This window comes from Rhodococcus sp. OK519, assembly GCF_003051005.1.
Lineage (GTDB): Bacteria > Actinomycetota > Actinomycetes > Mycobacteriales > Mycobacteriaceae > Prescottella.
Genome location: NZ_QAOW01000001.1, coordinates 1522804 through 1544529 on the forward strand (window position 1 = coordinate 1522804; position 21726 = coordinate 1544529).

General features: G+C 66.9%; 19 protein-coding genes and 1 tRNA gene. 12 read left to right on the forward strand and 8 right to left on the reverse strand.

What is annotated here, in order from left to right; all coding sequences use genetic code 11:
- Positions 1-126 precede the first annotated feature (126 nt).
- Positions 127-1026, forward strand: coding sequence for an alpha/beta fold hydrolase (locus tag C8K36_RS07080; protein ID WP_181319405.1), 900 nt, complete (start codon positions 127-129; stop codon positions 1024-1026).
- Between the two features lie 541 nt (positions 1027-1567).
- Here the strand turns inward: C8K36_RS07080 and C8K36_RS07085 are convergent.
- Positions 1568-1644, reverse strand: a tRNA-Leu gene (locus C8K36_RS07085).
- Between the two features lie 110 nt (positions 1645-1754).
- Between C8K36_RS07085 and C8K36_RS07090 the strand changes: the two genes are divergently transcribed.
- On the forward strand, positions 1755-2375 hold the full coding sequence (locus tag C8K36_RS07090; protein ID WP_107983612.1) for an ANTAR domain-containing response regulator: 621 nt from the start codon (positions 1755-1757) through the stop codon (positions 2373-2375).
- Positions 2376-2456: 81 nt separating this feature from the next.
- Positions 2457-5195, forward strand: coding sequence for a DNA polymerase I (gene polA / locus C8K36_RS07095; protein WP_107983613.1), 2739 nt, complete (start codon positions 2457-2459; stop codon positions 5193-5195).
- 42 nt (positions 5196-5237) lie between these two features.
- Here the strand turns inward: polA and trxA are convergent, their stop codons facing one another.
- Positions 5238-5603 (reverse strand): thioredoxin, encoded by a 366-nt coding sequence (gene trxA / locus C8K36_RS07100; protein WP_107983614.1) that lies wholly within the window; start codon positions 5601-5603, stop codon positions 5238-5240.
- A gap of 142 nt (positions 5604-5745) precedes the next feature.
- Positions 5746-6273: a 2'-5' RNA ligase family protein gene (locus C8K36_RS07105; protein WP_107983615.1), complete on the reverse strand. Its 528-nt coding sequence runs from the start codon at positions 6271-6273 to the stop codon at positions 5746-5748.
- A 43-nt stretch (positions 6274-6316) separates the two neighbouring features.
- On the opposite strand from C8K36_RS07105, the gene C8K36_RS07110 reads away from it, so the two are divergent.
- From C8K36_RS07110 to C8K36_RS07125, 4 genes are all read left to right on the forward strand, one after another.
- Positions 6317-7390, forward strand: coding sequence for an isocitrate/isopropylmalate family dehydrogenase (locus C8K36_RS07110; RefSeq protein WP_107983828.1), 1074 nt, complete (start codon positions 6317-6319; stop codon positions 7388-7390).
- Positions 7391-7467: 77 nt separating this feature from the next.
- Entirely contained in the window at positions 7468-8364 is an 897-nt protein-coding gene (locus C8K36_RS07115) for an ABC transporter substrate-binding protein (protein WP_107983616.1), read from the forward strand.
- A gap of 20 nt (positions 8365-8384) precedes the next feature.
- The gene (locus C8K36_RS07120; protein WP_107983829.1) at positions 8385-9329 is read left to right on the forward strand and encodes an amino acid ABC transporter permease; all 945 of its coding nucleotides are present in this window, start codon (positions 8385-8387) and stop codon (positions 9327-9329) included.
- Complete coding sequence (locus C8K36_RS07125; RefSeq protein ID WP_107983617.1) at positions 9326-10090, forward strand: amino acid ABC transporter ATP-binding protein; 765 nt, start codon at positions 9326-9328, stop codon at positions 10088-10090. Before C8K36_RS07120 ends, C8K36_RS07125 begins: the two co-directional genes overlap by 4 nt.
- Positions 10091-10105: 15 nt before the next feature.
- On the opposite strand, the gene C8K36_RS07130 is transcribed toward C8K36_RS07125, so the two are convergent.
- Complete coding sequence (locus C8K36_RS07130) at positions 10106-10954, reverse strand: class I SAM-dependent methyltransferase (RefSeq protein WP_107983618.1); 849 nt, start codon at positions 10952-10954, stop codon at positions 10106-10108.
- Between the two features lie 303 nt (positions 10955-11257).
- Between C8K36_RS07130 and rpsA the strand changes: the two genes are divergently transcribed.
- Positions 11258-12733: a 30S ribosomal protein S1 gene (rpsA, locus tag C8K36_RS07135; RefSeq protein WP_107983619.1), complete on the forward strand. Its 1476-nt coding sequence runs from the start codon at positions 11258-11260 to the stop codon at positions 12731-12733.
- 158 nt (positions 12734-12891) lie between these two features.
- Here rpsA and C8K36_RS07140 read toward each other — a convergent pair whose 3' ends face one another.
- Positions 12892-13104: a hypothetical protein gene (locus C8K36_RS07140; RefSeq protein ID WP_107983620.1), complete on the reverse strand. Its 213-nt coding sequence runs from the start codon at positions 13102-13104 to the stop codon at positions 12892-12894.
- A gap of 128 nt (positions 13105-13232) precedes the next feature.
- Between C8K36_RS07140 and coaE the strand changes: the two genes are divergently transcribed.
- Entirely contained in the window at positions 13233-14456 is a 1224-nt protein-coding gene (gene coaE / locus C8K36_RS07145) for a dephospho-CoA kinase (protein ID WP_181319459.1), read from the forward strand.
- A gap of 8 nt (positions 14457-14464) precedes the next feature.
- Here the strand turns inward: coaE and C8K36_RS07150 are convergent, their stop codons facing one another.
- Complete coding sequence (locus tag C8K36_RS07150) at positions 14465-15055, reverse strand: DUF402 domain-containing protein (RefSeq protein WP_258195224.1); 591 nt, start codon at positions 15053-15055, stop codon at positions 14465-14467.
- Positions 15056-15159: 104 nt separating this feature from the next.
- Between C8K36_RS07150 and uvrB the strand changes: the two genes are divergently transcribed.
- The 3 genes from uvrB to C8K36_RS07165 all read left to right on the forward strand — a co-directional run bounded on the left by uvrB (position 15160) and on the right by C8K36_RS07165 (position 18862).
- A complete protein-coding gene (gene uvrB / locus C8K36_RS07155; RefSeq protein WP_107983622.1) occupies positions 15160-17316 on the forward strand; it encodes an excinuclease ABC subunit UvrB in 2157 nt (718 codons plus the stop codon).
- 21 nt (positions 17317-17337) lie between these two features.
- Positions 17338-18210: an SCO6745 family protein gene (locus tag C8K36_RS07160; RefSeq protein ID WP_107983623.1), complete on the forward strand. Its 873-nt coding sequence runs from the start codon at positions 17338-17340 to the stop codon at positions 18208-18210.
- 199 nt (positions 18211-18409) lie between these two features.
- Positions 18410-18862, forward strand: a complete 453-nt coding sequence (locus C8K36_RS07165; RefSeq protein WP_107983624.1) for a universal stress protein — start codon at positions 18410-18412, stop codon at positions 18860-18862.
- Positions 18863-18871: 9 nt separating this feature from the next.
- Here C8K36_RS07165 and C8K36_RS07170 read toward each other — a convergent pair whose 3' ends face one another.
- Positions 18872-19288: a hypothetical protein gene (locus C8K36_RS07170; protein ID WP_107983625.1), complete on the reverse strand. Its 417-nt coding sequence runs from the start codon at positions 19286-19288 to the stop codon at positions 18872-18874.
- Positions 19289-19398: 110 nt separating this feature from the next.
- Positions 19399-21618 carry a 3'-5' exonuclease gene (locus C8K36_RS07175; protein WP_107983831.1) on the reverse strand — a complete coding sequence of 740 codons (2220 nt, stop codon included), beginning with the start codon at positions 21616-21618 and terminating at the stop codon, positions 19399-19401.
- Between the last annotated feature and the right edge of the window lie 108 nt (positions 21619-21726).

Below are 21726 nucleotides of genomic sequence, written 5' to 3' on the forward strand. Positions count from 1 at the left end.
CCGAAACGGACCACCCGTGAGGACCTGGGCGAACGCGATCATTCGGCGGACCGGTCCGCGTTTCGAAACACGCGTCAATTCCTGGTGGCGAAGTCCGTCATTGTCGGGCGACCGACCGTTATCGTGATGGCGACTCGTCGGAGGTGCGCTGTGCCCAGAGTGACTGTCAGGCCCGAAGATCGGGTGATCAGTTTGCGAGATGGTCGGTCGATGGGATTCGCCGACTACGGTCCCGCAGATGGCTTCGTCGTGGTCAATGCCCATGGTGGGCTGTCGTGTCGCCTCGATATCCGGGCCGCCGCCCCCGTTGCCGAAGCTGCCGGGATCCGACTCATCTCGCCGGATCGCCCGGGAATCGGTTTGTCCGACCCCAGCCCGGGACGGACGGTGCTCGACTGGGCGGCGGACGTCGAGGAACTGGCCGATCACCTCGGCGTGGAACGCATGGGTGTCCTGGGATGGTCGATGGGCGGTCAGTACGCGGCCGCGCTCGGGTACGCGCTCGCCTCTCGGATCAGTCGCGTGGCGATCGTCGCCGGCGCGCTGCCGCTGACTGAGGCTGGAACGTTCGCGCGGCTGCCGCGGATGGACCGCTTCTTCACGCGGATGTCCGAGGGCTGTCCGGCGCTGGCCGGGGCGTCCTTCCGGGGGCTGTCGGTGCTGGCGCGTGCGATGCCCAGGCAGTTCGCGCGGATCTCGGCCCGCTCCCTCGCGCCCGCCGATGCCGAGGTGGTCAACAACGAACTGAAGGCGTTCTCGGCGATGACCGATGAGGGTCTGCGGAACCCGGCGGGCGTCGTCGAGGACTACCGCGCGTGGATGCGGCCGTGGGGGTTCGATCCGGAGGATCTGCAGGTGCCCGTCGACGTGTGGTGGGGAGACTCGGATCGGCTCATCCCGCGCGAGTGGCCTGCCGAACTGGCGATTCGAATCCCCAAGTCGACGTTGAACATCGGGTCGGGCGGCCACTTCATGGCGCATCTCCACTACCGCGCGATCCTCGACTCGCTCGCGGATGCTGCCTGACGCGAAACAATCCGAATGCCCGGCACGACTGGATCTTCTGCGTGCGTGAGTATTTCGGATTCGAGTCGGGTTCCGCTGCCTGCCAACGATTGATTCTGTCCCACCACAAGCATCTCGTTCCGACACCGCGGTGACCGCGACGCGAAGCGGCCCTACCGCGAGGCCTGCGACGGGGTGACGACCCACGCCCTCGCCGGTGTTGCATCGATCACTCGGACGATTCGAATCTCGTTCGTCATCACCTTGCGCCGCCGGGAAAGGCCGGGGTCGCGGCGCCTACGCGCGGGATTCGGAAAGTTCCGCCTCGGCGTCGTCGAACGATTTCACCATCAGTTTCACTCCCCGAGGCACTGGGCGCACTCGCGGAGTTGTGGCACTCTGGGTATTGCTCCTTTTGGTAGGGGAGACCGAGAAGGCCTCGAGATCGCGAGATCTCGGGGCCTTTTTCGTAGGGAAACCGCGTGAACCGGAATCGGGACGACCGCAGCCCTTGGTTGCAGCAGTTCGGTGGGTTCAATAGCGGGATCGCGGTGATGTGTCGTGGTGCCCTCGGTGAGACTCGAACTCACACTGCACGGGTTTTGAATCCGTTTCCTCTGCCAATTGGGATACGAGGGCTTGCTGCGGGTTCCTACTCTAGAAGATCACGGAGCACAGTCAAACCACCGGTACCCTCGAAGCGTTCGCGCCCCGATCGGCGGGCGCCGACTCCGAGGAGACAGCTGACTATGAACGCTCCCGCCACGCAGGGCACCGAACGACGGCCGCGGCGTGTGGTGGTGGCGGAGGACGAGGCGCTGATCAGGCTCGACCTGGTCGAGATGCTCCGCGAGGAGGGCTACGACGTCGTCGGTGAGGCCGGTGACGGACAGCGCGCCGTCGAGTTGGCGGAAGAACTCCGCCCGGACCTGGTGATCATGGACGTGAAGATGCCGCGGCGCGACGGCATCGACGCCGCGTCGGAGATCGCTGCCAAGCGCATCGCTCCGGTGGTGATCCTCACCGCGTTCAGTCAGCGCGAACTGGTCGAGCGCGCGCGGGACGCCGGCGCGATGGCGTACATCGTCAAGCCGTTCTCGAAATCGGATCTGGTGCCCGCAGTGGAATTGGCGGCGAGCAGGTTCGACGAGATCTCGTTACTCGAGCGGGAGGTTGCGAATCTGTCCGAACGGCTCGAGACGCGCAAGCTCATCGAACGTGCCAAGGGCGTACTGATGCAGTCGCAGAACCTGTCCGAGCCCGAGGCCTTCAAGTGGATCCAGCGGGCCGCGATGGATCGCCGGACGACGATGAAGGCAGTCGCCGAGGTGGTCCTCGACACGCTCGGTGGCGGTGGCTCACCCGCCTGACCGGGCGGCGACTCGTTCCGGCAGGCGACGCGCGGGGACGTGCGACGTGGGTGTCGGCGCCCGTCCCTAGACTGGTCAACCGTGAGCCCCGCAACCACGTCCTCGTCCACGACTCCTGCTACTGCCGACGCGTCCGGTTCGGACCGGCCGACGCTTCTGCTCCTCGACGGACACTCTCTGGCCTACCGCGCGTTCTTCGCGCTGCCGGCCGAGAACTTCAAGACGCAGAGCGGGCAGGCCACCAATGCCGTGTACGGCTTCACCTCGATGCTGATCAACCTGCTGCGGGACGAGAAGCCGACGCACGTCGCGGCCGCATTCGACGTCTCGCGTCAGACGTTCCGCGCCGAAGCCTTCCCGGAGTACAAGGCCAACCGCAGTAAGACCCCGGACGAGTTCAAGGGGCAGGTGGAGATCACCAAGGACGTGCTCGGGGCCATGGGCATCCCGGTGATGGCGATCGACGGCTTCGAGGCCGACGACGTCATCGCGACGATCACCACGCAGGCCACCGCGTTGGGCTACCGCGTGCTGGTCGTGACGGGCGATCGCGACTCGCTGCAGTTGGTCACCGACGACGTCACCGTGCTCTACCCCCGCAAGGGCGTCTCCGACCTCACGCGATTCACGCCCGAGGCCGTCGAGGAGAAGTACGGGCTCACCCCGCAGCAGTACCCGGATTACGCCGCGCTGCGTGGCGACCCGAGTGACAACCTGCCCGGCATCCCCGGCGTCGGAGAGAAGACCGCCGCCAAGTGGATTCGCGAGTACGGCTCGTTCGAGAACTTGGTGAACGAGGTCGACAAGGTGAAGGGCAAGGTGGGTGAGTCGCTGCGGGCGAATCTGCCCGCGGTCGTTCTCAATCGTCAGCTCACCGAGATGGTGCGCGATGTCGCGTTGCCGTACACGCCCGATCAGCTGGCGCTCGCACCGTGGGACCGCGAGCGCATCCACGCACTGTTCGACGACCTCGAGTTCAAGGTGCTGCGTGACCGCCTGTTCGCCACGCTCAGCTCGGCCGAACCGGAGGCGGAGGAAGGTTTCGAGGTCCGCGGCCGTGCGCTGGCGCCTGGTGAGGTGGCCGGCTGGCTCGCCGAGCATGCGTCGACCGGGGAACGGCACGGGCTGTCCGTCGTAGGAATCACGACCCCGTACGGCGGCGACGTCACGGCCGTCGCGATCGCGGCGGCCGACGGCGAAGGCGCCTATATCTCCACCACCGCGGCCACGCCCGAGGACGAGGCGGCACTGACGGCGTGGCTCGCCGACGCGAGCCGGCCCAAGGCTCTGCACGAGGCAAAGCGCGCGATGCATGCCCTGTGGGGGCGCGGCTGGACCCTCGCCGGACTGACAAGTGACACCGCGCTCGCTGCGTACCTGGTGCGTCCGGGTCAGCGAACCTTCAACCTCGACGACCTGTCGCTGCGCTACCTCAAGCGCGAACTACGCGTCGAAGAGTCGGGGCAGCAGCAGCTTTCGCTGCTGGACGACGAAGAGGCGGCCGACGCCGAAATGGCCGAGGCGGAGATTCTGCGCGCCCGCGCCGTCGTCGACCTCGCTGCCGCGCTCGACACGGAACTCGCCGACATCGAGGCGACAAGGCTGCTCTCCGACATGGAGTTGCCGCTGCTCGAGGTGCTTGCCCAGCTCGAGGCGACCGGCATCGCGGTCGACACCGCGCACCTCCACGACCTGCAGTCCACGTTCGCCGCGCGCGTCGCGGAGGCCGCCGACGCCGCGTACGCGGTGATCGGCAAGCAGATCAATCTGGGCTCGCCCAAGCAGTTGCAGGTGGTGCTCTTCGACGAGCTCGAGATGCCCAAGACCAAGAAGACCAAGACCGGCTACACCACCGACGCCGATGCCCTGCAGTCGTTGTTCGAGAAGACGCAACATCCGTTCCTCGAGCACCTGCTCGCGCACCGCGACGCGACGCGTCTCAAGGTCACCGTCGACGGTCTGCTCAAGACGGTCGCCGAGGACGGCCGCATCCACACCACGTTCAACCAGACGGTGGCCGCGACCGGCCGTCTGTCGTCGACCGAGCCGAATCTGCAGAACATTCCGGTCCGCACGGACGCCGGACGTCAGATCCGCGACGGGTTCGTCGTCGGCGAGGGCTTCGAGACTCTGCTGACCGCCGACTACAGCCAGATCGAGATGCGAATCATGGCGCACCTGTCGGGCGACGAGGGTCTGATCGAGGCGTTCAACACGGGCGAGGACCTGCACAGCTTCGTCGGATCGCGTGCCTTCGGCGTGCCGATGGACGAGGTGACACCGGAACTGCGGCGCCGGGTGAAGGCGATGTCGTACGGACTTGCCTACGGGCTCAGTGCTTTCGGTCTTGCAGCGCAGTTGAAGATCTCCACCGATGAGGCGCGCCAGCAGATGGACGCGTACTTCGCACGTTTCGGCGGCGTCCGCGACTACCTGCACGAGGTCGTCGAGCAGGCGCGCAAGGTCGGCTACACCGAGACCCTGTTCGGGCGTCGCCGCTACCTGCCGGACCTCACCAGTGACAACCGGCAGCGCCGGGAGGTCGCCGAGCGTGCCGCGCTCAACGCGCCGATCCAGGGCACGGCCGCCGACATCATCAAGGTCGCGATGATCGACGTGCAGCGTTCGCTGCAGGACGCCGGGCTGCGGTCGCGAATGCTGCTGCAGGTCCACGACGAACTCGTCCTCGAGGTCGCAGCGAGTGAACGCGATCAGGTGGAGCAGTTGGTGCGGGAGAAGATGGCCTCGGCCATCGAGTTGTCGGTGCCCCTCGAAGTGTCGGTCGGCACCGGACGCAGCTGGGACGCCGCGGCGCACTGATTCGTGCGCCGGTCGGCGTCCCAGGAGCTGAGGCGAGAGCGGTCAGTTGCCCGTCTGTGCCGCGATCTCCTTGCGGACCTCGTCCATGTCGAGCGCCTTGATCTGGGTGACCAGGTCCTCGAGGGCCGCCGGGGGCAGAGCGCCGGCCTGGTTGAACACGAGGACGCCGTCGCGGAACGCCATGATGGTCGGGATCGACCGGATACCGGCGCCGGCAGCGAACTCCTGCTCGGCCTCGGTGTCGACCTTGGCATGGACGATGTCGGGGTGCTTCTCCGAGGAAGCCTCGAAGGTCGGCGCGAACGACTTGCACGGGCCGCACCACGAGGCCCAGAAGTCGACGAGAACGATGCCGTTGTCGTCGATGATCTGCTTGAAGTTCTGCTGAGTCAGGGTCTGGGTGGCCACAATGGGTCCTTTCCGGGAAGTCGTCGTCGGATGTCCGGGGGTTGGCCGGTTCAACGCTTCCACCGCCGGAATTCTTCCGTATCCGTGCGCGACGCAGGCCCGTCCCGGACGGGCGTCGGTGCCCGTAGCCGATCGTCGCTGGTCAGGGGTGGCGTGTGATCCGCCACTCTCGCTTCTCGTCGGAGTTCCACCTCCGAACCCCGTCCGACATTCCGACGACGTCGCGGCTGCCCGCACGGGTGACCATCACCGCCGTGCCCAGGTCTGTCGACTGGATGCGCCGCGACAGCGTGACGTGGGGGGTCCATTCGCCGGGCACGACGTGCGGGGGCACGCCCTCGCAGTCCGCGATCAGTTCGTAGACGATCCGTTGCAGGGTGAGGAGCTCGGTCGTCGGGACCACCAGGCGCGCCAAGGTCAGTCGGCGGCCGCCGAAGACCACCACGCCGCCGAGGCGGATCGGGAGCGGCGCCGATGGGAGTTCCCGTACCAGGGCATCCTCTACGTCGTCCGGGATGTGGCTCGCGACGCCCATCGTGATGTGCGGTCGGTTCGACTCCGCAGTGATTCGATCCTGACTGGGTAGGCGCGCGGCCGAGAGCCGTCGCCATTCGGCGCGCACCGCCATGTCGATATCGCGGTCGAGCAGCAACTCCACGGACTGGACCATCGTGAGTAATGATTGTCGGGTGGGGATCGCCAGTGCAGAAGAATTGCCGAATCCGCGTCTCGGTTTGTTGCAGGGCGACGGCATCGGCCGTGAGATCGTCCCGGCGACCCGGGACGTCGTCGACGCCGCGATGTCGGCCGTCGGCCTGCCCGATGTGGACTGGGTGCCACTGCCGATCGGGTTCGACGCGATCGCGTCGCACGGGACGCCGATGCCCGAGAGCACCCTCGTCGCACTGGCCGAACTCGACGCGTGGATTCTCGGGCCGCACGACAGCGCCTCCTACCCCGACCCGTTCCAGATGCAGTTGACCCCGGGCGGGGCGATCCGTAAGCGCTTCGATCTCTACGCCAACATCCGGCCGGCGCGGGCTCTGCCGTCGGTGCGCGCAGTGTCGCCGCACATGGACCTCGTGATCGTCCGGGAGAACACGGAGGGGTTCTACGCCGACCGCAACATGTTCGCGGGCAGTGGTGAATTCATGCCGACGCCCGACGTGGCGATGGCGGTCGGGGTGGTGACACGGCAGGCATGTGAACGCATTGCGCACACGGCCTTCGGGCTCGCGCGGCGTCGCCGCAAACGGGTCACGGTGGTGCACAAGGCGAATGTGCTCTCCACGACCACCGGTCTGTTCCGCGACGTGTGTCGTGAGGTGGGCGAGCACTATCCGGACGTCCGACTCGACGACGAGCACGTCGACGCGATGGCCGCGTATCTGGTGCGGCGCGGCGACGACTACGACGTCATCGTCACGGAGAACATGTTCGGCGACATTCTGTCCGACCTGGCCGCGGAGCTGGCCGGTTCCCTCGGCACGGCGGCGTCGATCAACGCCTCCGAGTCGAAGGTGATGGCGCAGGCCGCGCACGGTGCTGCCCCGGACATCTCCGGGAGGAACCGGGCGAATCCGATGGCCCTGATGTCGTCGGCGGCAATGCTCCTCGACTGGTTGGCGTCCACCGGTCACGATCCGCGACTGGCCGCCGTATCGGCCAGGATCCGCAGCGCGATCGAACGGACCGTCGAGGCGGGAGTCGCGACGGCCGACCTTGGAGGACTCGCGTCGACGAGCGAGTTCACGGAGACGGTGATCGCCCGGGTCCATCGCCGGTGAGCAATTCGATTTCCGTGCGCCCCAGGCAGTAGTGTGTCCCGGGTTCGACGGTCGGGAAACGGAGGTTCGAGGCGCCCGTGTTCGCTCGATTCGCAAGTCGCGTGACCGCTGCCGTCGTGGCATCCGTCGTCGCGTTCGGCGCCGTGGGATGCGTCACGAACGAAGAGGGTCTGGTGCCGGTGCTGCCGGAGATCGACGTCCAGCGCGTCGCTGCGATCGCCGACCAGTTGCCCCCGGCGATCGCCGACTCCGGCGAACTCCGGATCGGCACCAATCCGCCGTACGCGCCCAACGAGTTCAAGGACGAGACGGGCGCGATCGTGGGATTCGACGTCGACCTGATGGAAGCCGTGGGCGCCGTCCTCGGATTGACCCTCGACCTCAAACAGACCGACTTCGACAAGATCATCCCGGCTGTGCAGGCCGGGACGCTCGACGTCGGGATGTCATCGTTCACCGACACACTCGAACGGGAGAAGAGCGTCGACTTCGTGACCTATTACAGCGCCGGTGTGCAGTGGGCGCAGCGTGCAGGCGACGATATCGACCCGGACGACGCGTGTGGGCTCCGTGTGGGTGTCCAGACCACGACGATCGAGGATATCGACGAGGTGCCGGCGAAGAGCGCGGCGTGCGTCGCGGCCGGGAAACCACCGATCCGGAAGATCAAGTACGACAGCCAGGACGATGTCGCCAACGCGCTCATCCTGGGCCGTGTGGACGCCCTGTCGGCGGACTCGCCCGTCACCTCCTACGCAATCAAACGGAGCGACGGGCGCATCGTGCCTGCCGGCGGCGTCTACGACGCGAGCCCGTACGGATGGGTCGTGGCGAAGGGCTCGCCGCTGGCGCCGGTGCTGCAGCAGGCAGTGCAGTACCTGATCGACGGCGGCCAGTATCGCGCGATTGCAGAAGCGTGGGGCGTCGAGGCGGGGATGATCGACACATCGGTCGTCAACGGCGCGACGAACTGAAAATGGGAGAGGGAACAGTCATGCCAGCCAACGAGAGCCGGCCACCGGACGTCGTGGCGGACTCCGAGCCGGAGCCGATCGAGGCTGTCCCGTTGCGGCACCCCGGCCGTTGGGTCGCGGCGGTGGTCGTACTGGCGCTGTTCGCGCTCTTCGTCTATGGCGCCGCCACCAACGGCGCCTTCCACTGGGACGTCTACGGCCAGTACCTGTTCGACAAGCGGATCACCGCCGCCGCGTGGAAGACGATCCAGCTCACGGTGCTGGCCATGGCGATCGCGATCGTGCTCGGCGTGATCCTCGCCGTCATGCGCTTGTCACCCAACCCCGTGTTGAGAGCGGCGGCGTGGGTCTACCTCTGGGTTTTCCGCGGAACACCCGTGTACGTGCAGTTGGTGTTCTGGGGCTTGTTCCCGGCTATCTACCAGACGATCGACCTGGGGATCCCGTTCGGACCCCAGTTCGTGCACCTCGACATCAAGACCCTGGAGGCGGGGTTCCTCTTCGCGGTCATCGGACTGGCGCTCAACGAAGCGGCGTACATGGCCGAGATCGTTCGGGCGGGGGTGGGCTCGGTGAGCGAGGGACAGACCGAGGCGTCGACCGCGCTCGGCATGTCGTGGGCTCAGACCATGCGCCGCACCGTCCTGCCGCAGGCGATGCGCGTCATCATTCCGCCCACCGGCAACGAGCTCATCAGCATGCTCAAGACCACCTCGCTCGTCGCGGCCGTGCCGTACAGCCTCGAGCTGTACGGGCGTGCGCGGGACATCTCCGGCGCCAACTTCTATCCGGTGCCGCTCCTCCTGGTGGCCTCCACGTGGTACCTCGCGATCACGAGCATCCTGATGGTCGGCCAGTACTACATCGAGCGGCACTACTCGAAGGGCTCCTCGCGGACCTTCACCGCCGGACAGCTCCAGGTCCTCGCGAAGGCCCAGCGCCGTGACGAAGGGGGCGGAGCATGACGACCCCGATGGTTCGCGCGGACCGCGTGTGCAAGCACTACGGCGAGCTTCAGGTGCTCCGGGGCATCTCTCTCGAGATCGAACGCGGTCAGGTGCTGTGCCTGATCGGACCATCCGGATCCGGCAAGTCCACCTTCCTGCGTTGCATCAACCACCTCGAGCGCGTGGACGCCGGCCGGCTGTACGTCGACGGCGAGCTCGTCGGCTACTCGGAACGCGGCGGCAAGCTGCATGAACTGAGCCCGCGCGCGGCCGCACGGCAGCGTCGCGACATCGGCATGGTGTTCCAGCACTTCAACCTGTTCCCGCACCGCTCCGTCCTCGAAAACATTGTCGAGGCGCCGGTGCTGGTGAAGAAGGTGCCGCGTGCGAAGGCCGTCGCTCAGGCGCGGGAACTGCTCGACCGGGTGGGCCTCTCGTCGAAGGCCGACGCCTACCCCGTGCAGCTGTCCGGCGGTCAGCAGCAGCGGGTGGCGATCGCCCGCGCCCTCGCCATGGAGCCCAAACTGATGCTGTTCGACGAGCCGACGTCGGCTCTCGACCCCGAGCTGGTGGGGGAGGTTCTCGGCGTCATGAAGGAACTTGCGCAGGACGGCATGACGATGGTCGTCGTCACCCACGAGATGGGTTTCGCACGCGAGGTCGCCGACCGGCTCGTGTTCATGGACGGCGGGGTCGTGGTGGAGGCGGGGGAGCCGCGGGAACTGCTTGCCAACCCCCGGCACGACCGCACCAAGGCCTTCCTGTCCAAACTGCTGTGACCGCAGTCGCGGGAGTCAGGCCGGCTTGCGGGTCACGAAGATCGCCGTGCCGGGGAACAGTTGGCCGCGCAGCGGACTCCATTGGCCCCACTCTCGGTCGAGCCATTCGGGCCATTCGGGTTCGATGATGTCGCGAACCTCGAGGCCGGCACCGACGGCTTCGCGGACGCGGTCCCCGATCGTTCGGTGGTGCTCGACATAGGTCGGGACGCCTTCGTCGTCGACCTCGACGTACGGCGTGCGGTCGAAGTAGGGGAGCGTCGCGGTGAGACCACGCGGTCCGGGATCGTCGGGGAAGATCCACCGGATCGGGTGATTGACCGCGAACACCCACAGTCCGCCCGGCCGCAACACTCGCGCGACCTCGGCCATGACCTGTGCGGAATCCGCGACGAACGGAACCGCCCCGAAGGCCGAACATGCGAGGTCGAAGCTCTCGTCCGCGAACGGCAGCGCCTCGGCGCCGGCCTGGACGAGGGGAATCCGCCCACCGGCCTGGTCCATCGCAGACACGCCGCGGGCCAGCATTCCCATCGACAGATCGAGGCCGACGACGTCGGCGCCCTGCGATGCGAGCCATCGCGCGCACGGCGCCGAACCGCAGCCGACCTCGAGGATGCGCTTACCTGCGACGTCACCGAGGAGATGCACATCGCCCTCGTGCAGCCCCTCGGGGCACCACACGAACTCGCCGGCGCTCGACTCGACGCCCAGGAACTCGCCGTGGGTGCGGTGGTAGTCGTCGGCATCGGCGTCCCACCACGCGCGACTGGCCCGTTCGCTCGCGGCCGAACCGATCCGGGCGCGGGCAACCCCGCTGGTTCCGAGCGTGGAGATGGCGGCGGCATGACGATCGTCGGACATGGAGATCAAGCCTAGATGCCGGGGACGGAACGCCTCGTGCCCGCCCGTCGTCGGCGTCGGACGCGTCGGTGACGCCGGAGTTTGCCCAGCTAGCCGGAGGTCGCGTACCCTGTTGCTCGCGAGTGTCTTCGGTGCGATTCGCCGCCGGCTGCAGTTTGGGTCGGCAGGGTCGTCCGAGAGATCTCGTGGTGGACCGGAAGATCGGTCGGATCCGGCATTTGCGTCGGAACTTACGGCACTCCGATCCGCCTGTCTGACAAACACCGTCAACCGACTAACAACCCGTCCGGAGCAACTCAACATATGCCCTCCAACACCGTGACCTCGCCGCAGGTAGCCGTCAACGACATCGGCTCCGCCGAGGACTTCCTCGCCGCCATCGACGCCACGATCAAGTACTTCAACGATGGCGACATCGTCGAAGGCACCATCGTCAAGGTCGACCGCGACGAGGTCCTTCTCGACATCGGTTACAAGACCGAAGGCGTCATCCCTTCCCGTGAGCTCTCCATCAAGCACGATGTCGACCCCAATGAGGTCGTCTCCGTGGGCGATGCGGTCGAAGCCCTGGTCCTCACCAAGGAGGACAAGGAAGGTCGACTGATCCTGTCGAAGAAGCGTGCTCAGTACGAGCGCGCCTGGGGCACCATCGAGGAGCTCAAGGAGAAGGACGAGGCCGTCAAGGGCACCGTCATCGAGGTCGTCAAGGGTGGCCTCATCCTCGACATCGGTCTCCGTGGCTTCCTTCCCGCTTCGCTCGTCGAGATGCGCCGCGTCCGCGACCTCCAGCCGTACGTCGGCAAGGAGATCGAGGCCAAGATCATCGAGCTCGACAAGAACCGCAACAACGTGGTCCTGTCGCGTCGCGCATGGCTCGAGCAGACCCAGTCCGAGGTCCGCAGCGAGTTCCTGCACCAGCTCCAGAAGGGCCAGGTCCGCAAGGGCGTCGTGTCCTCCATCGTCAACTTCGGTGCCTTCGTGGACCTGGGTGGCGTCGACGGCCTGGTTCACGTCTCCGAGCTGTCCTGGAAGCACATCGATCACCCGTCCGAGGTTGTCGAGGTCGGCAACGAGGTCACCGTCGAGGTTCTCGACGTCGATCTGGACCGCGAGCGCGTCTCCCTGTCGCTGAAGGCGACCCAGGAAGATCCGTGGCGTCAGTTCGCCCGCACCCACGCCATCGGCCAGATCGTGCCCGGCAAGGTCACCAAGCTGGTTCCGTTCGGTGCGTTCGTGCGTGTCGAAGAGGGAATCGAAGGCCTCGTCCACATCTCCGAGCTGGCCGAGCGCCACGTGGAGGTTCCGGACCAGGTTGTCGGCGTCGGCGACGATGCGCTCGTCAAGGTCATCGACATCGACCTCGAGCGTCGCCGCATCTCGCTGTCGCTGAAGCAGGCCAACGAGGACTACAACGCCGAGTTCGATCCGTCCAAGTACGGCATGGCCGACTCGTACGACGATCAGGGCAACTACATCTTCCCCGAGGGCTTCGATCCCGAGACCAACGAATGGCTCGAGGGCTTCGACAAGCAGCGTGAAGAGTGGGAAGGCCGCTACGCCGAGGCTGAGCGTCGCCACAAGATGCACACCGCTCAGATGGAGAAGATGGCTGCCGACGAGGCTGCTGAGGCTGCGGCCGGCGCTTCGGGCACCAACTACTCCTCCGAGTCGGGCTCCGACGACGAGGATGCTGCTGCACCCTCCGAGTCCGCTGGTGGCTCGCTGGCCAGCGATGCGCAGCTCGCTGCTCTGCGTGAGAAGCTGTCGGGCAACGCCTGATAGCAGTGGCCTGAGCATTCAGGTCTGATCTACCGGAAGACCCCGGCCCTGTTCATCCAGGGCCGGGGTCTTCTGTTCGTTCCCGCAGATTCCCGGGTGCGGATACGACGATGGCCCGATCCCTTGTGGGATCGGGCCATCGTGTGTCGTGCGTGCGGTCAGTTCGCTGCGGCTGGCACCCAACGGGTGGGCATGGTCGCCGTTCGCTTCTTGATGCTCGCGAAGCTGTGGCGGGCGGGGCTCAACATACTGGTGAACCAGTTGCGTCGATGCTCGGCAAGTGCCGACGCGACCTCGGGTATGAGGATGACGTGAATGCCGCTCTCCATGCCGAGACGGTGCCGACCGGGACGGGTGGGATTGCTGGGCATGCGCTTCTCCTACTCGAATCTCGAATCGGCTGTCGGACGGTCACCGAAAGGGTATCTGACCAGGTCGAAGAACCCCGTCATTTGGCGCATAGATGATCTTCGGCGTGTTTGGTGAGAGACTGGTCGACGTGTTGAGAGTGGGCCTCACGGGAGGCATCGGAGCCGGCAAGTCGACCGTGTCGAAGGTCCTCGCGGAGTTGGGGGCAGTGATCGTCGACGCCGATCTGATCGCGCGAGAAGTTGTAGAACCCGGCACCCCGGGCCTCGCGGCTCTGGTCGACGCGTTCGGACTTGGGATCCTCCACGACGACGGTTCGCTGAACCGGCCGGCGTTGGCGGAGGAGGCGTTCGGCAGCGACGACTCGCGGCTGCTGCTGAACTCGATTCTCCATCCCCGCATCGGTGCGCGCACCGCGGAACTCGTCGACGGCGCGCCCGCCGACGGAATCGTCGTACAGGACATCCCCCTCCTGGTGGAGGGGCGAATGGGCGCTGCGTTCAACCTGGTAGTCGTCGTGTACGTCGACCAGGAGGAGCGGGTCCGACGGCTCGTCGAGCTGCGGGGGATGCCGGAGGCGGACGCGCGTGCGCGGATCGCGGCGCAGGCGTCCGACGAGCAGCGCCGTGCTGCGGCCGACGTCCTCCTCGACAACAGCGGTGCTCCCGAGTTGATTCGGGAACAGGCCCGAGCTCTGTTCGAGGACCGCTTGCTGCCCTTCGAGGCGAACCTGCGGGCGGGGACGGCGGTGTCGGTGCCGCCGATCGTGCGCCCGTCGAATCCCGAGTGGGCCGCCCAGGGGCGCCGACTCGTCGAGCGTTTACGTCTGGTGTGCGGAGACCACGCCGTCCGGGTCGATCACGTCGGGTCCACTGCCGTGGCCGGTCTCGATTCGCGCGACCTGATCGACATCCAGATCACAGTGAAGGACCTGGCGGCCGCCGACGCGCTCGCCGATCCGCTCGCGGCAGCCGGGTTCCCGCGCCTCGCCGACGAGAACCGCGATTCACCCAGGCCGGCATACGGGGTCGGTGGCGAGGGCGATCCGGGTCTGTGGGACAAGCGGACACACGGCGGTGCGGATCCCGGTCGGCCCGTGCACATCAGCCTGCGTGTCGAGGGGTGGCCCGGGCAGCAGTTCGCGTTGCTCCTGCGGGACTGGCTGAACGCTGACGAGGATGCTCGCGCGGACTTCGTAGCGGTCAAGCAGTCCGCGGTGGCGACGGCCGCCGAGAACCTGCACGAGGACGACGCGGTGACGGCCTACACCGAAGCCCTCGCCCCTTGGTTCGATCTGGGCTACCAGCGGGCGTGGGCGTGGGCCGAGTCGACGGGCTGGACGCCCGGCGACTGAGATCGTCGTCACCGCCAGGTGATCGGCATGCCTTTCGACGCTAGCCACGCGTTTATGTCGTGACCGTGGGCGGCGATGCCGTCCACTGCGGCAACCGCGCGCTGGATCGCCCGGTCGGCCGTCCGCGGCGAAATGTAACCATGGGCGGTCGCCGAGATCAGCTCGTCGACGTCGAGGAGCTCGGTCTCGCGCCCGGTGCGGACGACCAGGTCGAGGTAGTGATCCTCCGACTTCCAGACGTCCGGACCCCGCGTGAAGTCGCCGATGTCGACGTAGTGGTCCTGATCGCGCTCGTGATACGGGTGGAAGTGGAAGACGGATGCGCGGATTCCGAGATCCGGGATCAGCCACGACTCCAGGTAGTGGAACTGCGGGTGATCGGCGGTCCGTGCCATGTAGAGACCCCACGGTTCGAGCCGGAAGTGGTCCACCGGGCGGACGTAGCCTTTGGGATCGGTGTTGGTGCCCTCGGTGACGTTGAAGAACTCAGTCTTCGGGCGGTGTGCGGGCCCCAGGTCGATCGTCGGCACGTACGTGGGCGGCACGGGCGCGACGGCTTCTGCGGTGAACTTCCCGGCGCCCCGTTCGACGTTCTCCATACAGGTAGAAAGTACAGGCTGACGCCTCGCTCGGCAGTGTTGATCGCCCCTGCCGGGAGGAGGCGTTATCAGAACTTGTCGGTACCGGCGCATACCCTGGAGTCATGGCGTTCGCATCCGAGCACCCTGTGGTGGCCCATTCCGAGTTCCGACCCGTCAGCGAGGTCGAACGGTCCGAGGCGCGCTTCCAGGTCGTGAGTCCGTACGAGCCGGCGGGCGACCAGCCGCAGGCCATCGATGATCTCGAGCGCCGGTTGCGTGCGGGGGAGAAGGACATCGTTCTTCTCGGCGCGACCGGAACCGGAAAGTCGGCGACGACGGCCTGGCTGATCGAACGAGTGCAACGGCCCACCCTGCTGATGGCGCCCAACAAGACTCTCGCGGCTCAGCTCGCCAACGAGCTCCGGGAGATGTTGCCCAACAACGCTGTCGAGTACTTCGTGTCGTACTACGACTACTACCAGCCGGAGGCGTACATCGCGCAGACGGACACCTACATCGAGAAGGACTCCTCGATCAACGACGACGTCGAGAGGCTCCGGCACTCGGCGACGTCGAGCCTGCTGTCGCGCCGCGACGTCGTGGTGGTTGCCTCGGTGTCGTGCATCTACGGCCTCGGTACTCCGCAGTCGTACCTGGACCGGTCGGTTCAGCTCGAGGTCGGTGTCGAAGTCGATCGTGACGCGCTGCTGCGCCTGCTGGTCGACGTGCAGTACAACCGGAACGACATGGCCTTCACCCGCGGCTCGTTCCGCGTCCGGGGGGACACGGTCGAGATCATCCCGTCGTACGAGGAACTCGCGGTCCGGATCGAGTTCTTCGGCGACGAGGTCGAGGCGCTCTACTACCTGCACCCCCTGACGGGAGATGTCGTGCGGCAGGTGGACACCGTGCGGATCTTCCCGGCCACGCACTACGTTGCCGGGCCGGAGCGGTTGGAGCGAGCCGTCCACGACATCGAAGCCGAGCTCGAGGAGCGGCTGGCGGATCTCGAGAATCGCGGCAAACTGCTCGAGGCGCAGCGGCTCCGGATGCGCACCCAGTACGACCTGGAGATGATCAAGCAGGTCGGATTCTGCTCCGGCATCGAGAACTATTCGCGGCACATCGACGGTCGTCCGGCCGGATCGGCGCCCGCGACGCTGATCGACTACTTCCCGGAGGACTTCCTGCTCGTCATCGACGAGTCGCATGTGACCGTGCCGCAGATCGGCGCGATGTACGAGGGCGACATGTCGCGCAAGCGGAACCTCGTCGAGTTCGGGTTCCGGTTGCCGTCGGCGACTGACAATCGGCCCCTCACGTGGGAGGAGTTCGCCGGCCGTATCGGGCAGACGGTGTATCTGTCGGCCACCCCCGGACGCTACGAACTGGGGCAGGCGGGCGGCGAGTTCGTCGAGCAGGTGATCCGTCCGACGGGTCTGGTCGATCCGGAGGTCGTGGTCAAGCCGACGAAGGGGCAGATCGACGACCTCGTGCACGAGATCCGTCAGCGCACCGAACGTGACGAGCGGGTTCTCGTCACGACGCTCACCAAGAAGATGTCCGAGGACCTCACCGACTATCTCCTCGAGCTCGGCATCCGGGTGCGTTACCTGCACTCGGACATCGACACGCTCCGTCGCGTCGAGTTGCTGCGCCAGTTGCGACTGGGTGAGTACGACGTCCTGGTGGGCATCAACCTGCTGCGGGAGGGTCTCGACCTGCCCGAGGTCTCGCTGGTCGCGATCCTCGACGCCGACAAGGAGGGCTTCCTACGCAGCACCACCAGCCTGATTCAGACGATCGGTCGCGCGGCCCGCAACGTGTCGGGCCAGGTGCACATGTATGCCGACAAGATCACCGACTCGATGCAGCGGGCGATCGAGGAGACCGAGCGGCGCCGCGAGAAGCAGATCGCGTACAACCTCGAGAAGGGCGTCGACCCGCAGCCGCTGCGCAAGAAGATCGCCGACATCCTGGACCAGGTCTACGAGGAGGCCGAGGACACCGAGGTCGAGATCGGCGGGTCTGGGCGCAACGCCAGCCGCGGTCGGCGCGCGCAGGGCGCGGCCGGTCGCGCAGTGAGTGCCGGCATCTACGAAGGCCGGGACATCAAGTCGATGCCGCGCGCTGAATTGGCGGATCTGGTCAAGGAACTCACAGATCAGATGATGAACGCCGCGCGCGACCTGCAGTTCGAACTCGCGGGACGTCTGCGGGACGAGATCGCGGATCTCAAGAAGGAGCTACGAGGGATGGACGCGGCGGGCCTGAAGTAGTCCCCACTACGCTTCCTGGACATGGACGTACATCTCGCCGGGCGCACCGCGCGTTCGCTCGAACTCTTGCATTCGCTCGCCTACTTCGCACCCGAGGTCGAAGCGGAACTTGTGGGGAGCGGCCTCGAGTCGGGCCGAATGACTTACTTCGCCGGACGCTCCGCACCGATGGGGGCGGTGTCGGCAGGGGTCGTGACCGCTGTCTTCTACAACTTCAACCCCGCGTTGATCGCCGACGTGGTGCCGCGCGCCTGGAAGCTGGCGGATCCCGAAGCGGTCGTGCAGGCGCGGTACCGCGGCGTCGATGCCGCCTATCGCACGCTGCTCGGAGAGAAGGTGATCGGGTCGGCGGAGATGTCGGAGGCCGCTCAACTCGCAGCCATTGCGGCACAGGCAATTCCGGGCGTCGACGGGCGACCGCTGTACGCCGGATACGCGACGCTGGAATGGCCCGAGGAGCCGCACCTCGTGCTGTGGCATGCGCTGACGCTGCTTCGCGAGTACCGCGGCGACGGTCACGTCGCGGCGCTGCAGACGGCCGGGCTCAGCGGCCTCGAGGCATTGATCACCCACACCGCCGCAGGAATCGGTTTCCAGAAGTCCTTCGCGAAGTCGCGCCGTGGATGGAGTTCCGAGGACTGGGGCGCCGCGGTCGGCGGGTTGATCGACCGTGAACTGTTGACCTCCGGCGGCGAGCTCACCGCCGATGGTCGCGAATTGCGAGAGGTCGTGGAGGATCTCACCGACGAGCTCGCATCGGCCCCGTGGGCGGGCCTGGGGGAGGACGGTGCCGCGTGTCTCGCCGAGCTCGCCGCGCCGTGGTGCCGCACTGTGCGGAAATCGGGGCTGTTCCCGGAGTCGCTGTTCGGCCCCCGCTACGGCGAGTCACGCTAACGCGTCGCCGATCGGGCGGATCCCGTGGTGAAATGGTGCCAGGGGTGGGTCCGTCCACCGGGGGATGAAGCATGTTGTGCCGCAATTCCACCTGACCGCGCGCTGATGCGGATAGTGTCAGCGCAGCGAACGGTGAACTCGGTCGAACAGGGCACGCTGCCACAATCCTCGATCGAACGCACACATGATGGAGGAATGAATGAGCGCCTACCGGACAGTCGTCGTCGGTACCGATGGATCGGATTCGTCGTTCCGGGCAGTCGACAAGGCCGCGGCCCTCGCTGGAGCGGCGGGGGCGAAGCTCGTGATCGCGTGCGCCTACTACCCGGCAGACCCGAAGGACACCGAGGTTGCGCAGGACACGCTGCGTGAGGACGCCTACCAGGTGACGGGCTCGGCGCCCACCTACGAGATCCTTCGGACCGCTCGTGAGCGCGCCGTCGCGGCGGGCGCGAAGGAGATCGTCGAGCGGGCCGTGGTCGGTGCGCCCGTGGATTCTCTTCTTGCGCTGGTCGATGAGGTGGAGGCCGACCTCCTGGTGGTGGGCAATCGTGGCCTCAACACGCTGACCGGTCGCCTCCTGGGTTCGGTTCCGTCCGACGCGGCACGCAAATCCACCTCGGACGTCCTGATCGTCCATACGGTGCTCTGACCATTCGGTTCAGCAGAAGTCGCTGCGCGTCGAAACCAGCAACACCGTTGCCGCCCGATCCGCGGTGAGTGCGCCGCCGGATTGGCTCGCCGCGTAGGCTGCGGTCGGGCCCAGGTGGGTGAGGATTGCCGAATCGGGTGTGCCGGTGGCCGTTTGCCGGCACACCCCGTCGGCCAGCGCGAACAGTGTCTGTGGGGGGACGACCGCCGGGAATCCTGCAGTCGCGAGCACCTCGGTGAGGTGCGTCGTGCGAGCGTCGGCCACGGTCGCGTTCGTGGACGGCTCGAACGATTCCGTGATCGGCCCGGCGGGATCCTGAGAGGGGTTCGTGGCGCCGCACGCTCCCGCTGATATCGCGATTCCACCTACAACCAATGCGGTGGGGAGTGCGCGCACAGCGCGCCCCGACAGACGCGATTTGGTCACGGATACTTCCTGTTCCTGTGGTGTAAGCGACGATCCGGGCCGTCGAGACGGGAACCGGGCCCCGGGGCACGGTACCGCCTCGCCGACCCGCGAGGGCGGGGGTTACGCAATCAATTTCGTGCGACCACGGATTCGTCGAGTGCCCCGAGCACCGCGGGCAGTGGGCGGGCATGCACGATGCCGAGTCGCTGGGTCGCTCGTGTCAGCGCGACGTACAGGTCGTTCATGCCGCGCGGTGACTCGTCGAGAAGATTCTGAGGCTCGACGATGATGACGGAATCGAACTCGAGTCCCTTTGCGTCCTTGACGGTCAGCACGCTCACCGACTCCGATCGCAGATCGGCCAGTTCGGCGACGTGATCGTGGCCGGCGAGTACGGCGGTCAGGCCGGGACCGGACTCTTCGGCGACCCGCCGCCGGACCTCGTCGAGGACCGTGGACGTATCGACCCGCTGCGCCCATGGCGCGTGGCCCGATGCACGCACCGAGCGCGGCACCGTCTGGCTCGGGTCGATCTCCGCGAGCACCCGGTGCGCGAAGTCCATGATCTCCGAGGGCGTCCGGTAGTTGACGGTGAGCTCGGTCAGCTTCCAGCGCTGTGCGACATACGGTCCGAGGACGTCCTGCCAGGACGAGCTGCCGGCCGGGTCGCCGGTCTGTGCCGTATCGCCGACGAGCGTCATCCAGCGGTTCGGGATGCGGCGCATCAGCATCCGCCACGCCATCTCCGACAGCTCCTGAGCCTCGTCGACGATCACGTGGCCGTAGGTCCAGGTGCGATCCCCGGCAGCGCGCTCGGCAGTGGTCTGGTGTCGGCCGAGTTCCTGCCGTTCGGCGAGCTGACTGGCGTCGATGAGGTCGTACGCCATGAGGATCTCGGGGTCCATCTCGTCCTCGAGGTCCTGCGGTGCCGAACCCGTGAGGATGTCCAGCGCGCCCTGCGCGTCAGCGATCTGAGCCCGCCAGCGACGTTGCGCGCGTTCGCGTTCGGCGGCATCGTCGACACCGAGGAGTTCGGCCAGCTCGTCGAGCAGTGGAGCATCGGCCGCGCTGAATCCCACGCCCTCGGTGCGGAGGAGCACGGCCCGTTCGGCATCCGTGAGATCCGGGGCCGCCGATGCCAGCCGTGCGGGGGAGCGCAGCAGATCGGTCAGCACCTGCTGGGGCGTCAGATCCGGCCACAGTGCGTCGAGCGCAGACATGATCGCCGGATCCTCTCGCATCTCGTCGCGCATGTCGGCGATGTCGTCGCGGCTGAGCAGGTTCGAACCGTCGACGACATTCATGCCGAGCGTGGCCGCGAGTTGGTCGGCGAGCGCCTCGATCGCTGCGGACACGAAGATCGGCCGCGCCAGATTGTGCGGGCGCCGGGACGATCGGGCACGCCCGCGAGCGCGGGTGACGATCTTGCGGTCGAGCGTGATCGGATAGGTGTCGAAGCGCAGTTCGATGGGTGCCTTCGGCAGGTCCTGGCGGTCACGGACCGCCTTCTTGAGCACGTCGACCATTGTGAGCGCGCCCTTGAGTTCGCCCGCCGAGAGCGAGTCTTCGCGGCTGGCTCGGACACCGGGGTAGAGGTCGCCGATCGTGGACAGCAAAACACCGGTCTCACCGAGCGACGGCAGCACCTGGCTGATGTAGTCGAGGAACGTGGCATTGGGTCCGACGATCAGGACGCCGGCCTTCTCCAACTGCTGCCGGTATGTGTAGAGCAGGTAGGCGGCACGGTGCAGGGCGACGGCGGTCTTGCCGGTGCCCGGTCCGCCCTGGACGACGAGGACGCTTCGGTGGGTGGACCGAATGACGGCGTCCTGTTCGCTCTGGATGGTCTCGACGATGTCGTGCATCTGGCCGGTGCGGGCCGCGTTGAGAGCGGACAACAGAGCACTCTCGCCCGCGACTCCGCCGGCACCGCTACTGTCGTGAGCTTGCGCCGCGTCGAGGTCGAGGTATTCGTCGTTGAGCGCGGTCACGGTCCGACGTCGTGAGCGGATGTGCCGGCGGCGGGTCACGCCTTCCGGGGCGGCGGGTGTGGCGAGGTAGAAGGGGCGGGCGAGCGGTGCCCGCCAGTCGAGCAGCAACGTGTCGTAGTCGCCGTCCTCGTCGAGGATGCCGACGCGTCCGACGTAGCGCGGCTCGCCGTCGCCGTCGATCCGGCCGAAGCACAGGCCGTTCTCGGCGGCGTCGTAGCGGGCCAGGTCCTCGGAGTACATCTGGGTGAACGACTCGCGTTCGCTTCGCGCCTGAGGAGTTCCGCCGGTCTCGAGGAGCACGCGGCTGAGCCGGTTCTTCGCGTACGCCCGCAGGCCGTCCAGGCGCTCGTAGAGCATCGACACGTACCCCTGCTCGTGCTCGAGTTCGGGGTGCACGGGGGCCTCGTCCGGCAAGAAGGTCTCCTAGGTTGGAACGGCAGAAAGCGCCCAAGCATTCTAGTGCGC

Coding starts and splice junctions, on each gene's coding strand:
- C8K36_RS07125 (WP_107983617.1), top strand. CDS start 9,326: ATGACGACCCCGATGGTTCGCGCGGACCGCGTGTGCAAGCACTACGGC.
- rpsA (WP_107983619.1), top strand. CDS start 11,258: ATGCCCTCCAACACCGTGACCTCGCCGCAGGTAGCCGTCAACGACATC.
- C8K36_RS07120 (WP_107983829.1), top strand. CDS start 8,385: ATGCCAGCCAACGAGAGCCGGCCACCGGACGTCGTGGCGGACTCCGAG.
- uvrB (WP_107983622.1), top strand. CDS start 15,160: ATGGCGTTCGCATCCGAGCACCCTGTGGTGGCCCATTCCGAGTTCCGA.
- C8K36_RS07175 (WP_107983831.1), bottom strand. CDS start 21,618: ATGCTCTACGAGCGCCTGGACGGCCTGCGGGCGTACGCGAAGAACCGG.
- C8K36_RS07160 (WP_107983623.1), top strand. CDS start 17,338: ATGGACGTACATCTCGCCGGGCGCACCGCGCGTTCGCTCGAACTCTTG.
- C8K36_RS07080 (WP_181319405.1), top strand. CDS start 127: ATGGCGACTCGTCGGAGGTGCGCTGTGCCCAGAGTGACTGTCAGGCCC.
- C8K36_RS07130 (WP_107983618.1), bottom strand. CDS start 10,954: ATGTCCGACGATCGTCATGCCGCCGCCATCTCCACGCTCGGAACCAGC.
- C8K36_RS07140 (WP_107983620.1), bottom strand. CDS start 13,104: ATGCCCAGCAATCCCACCCGTCCCGGTCGGCACCGTCTCGGCATGGAG.
- C8K36_RS07105 (WP_107983615.1), bottom strand. CDS start 6,273: ATGGTCCAGTCCGTGGAGTTGCTGCTCGACCGCGATATCGACATGGCG.
- C8K36_RS07150 (WP_258195224.1), bottom strand. CDS start 15,055: ATGGAGAACGTCGAACGGGGCGCCGGGAAGTTCACCGCAGAAGCCGTC.
- C8K36_RS07090 (WP_107983612.1), top strand. CDS start 1,755: ATGAACGCTCCCGCCACGCAGGGCACCGAACGACGGCCGCGGCGTGTG.
- C8K36_RS07165 (WP_107983624.1), top strand. CDS start 18,410: ATGAGCGCCTACCGGACAGTCGTCGTCGGTACCGATGGATCGGATTCG.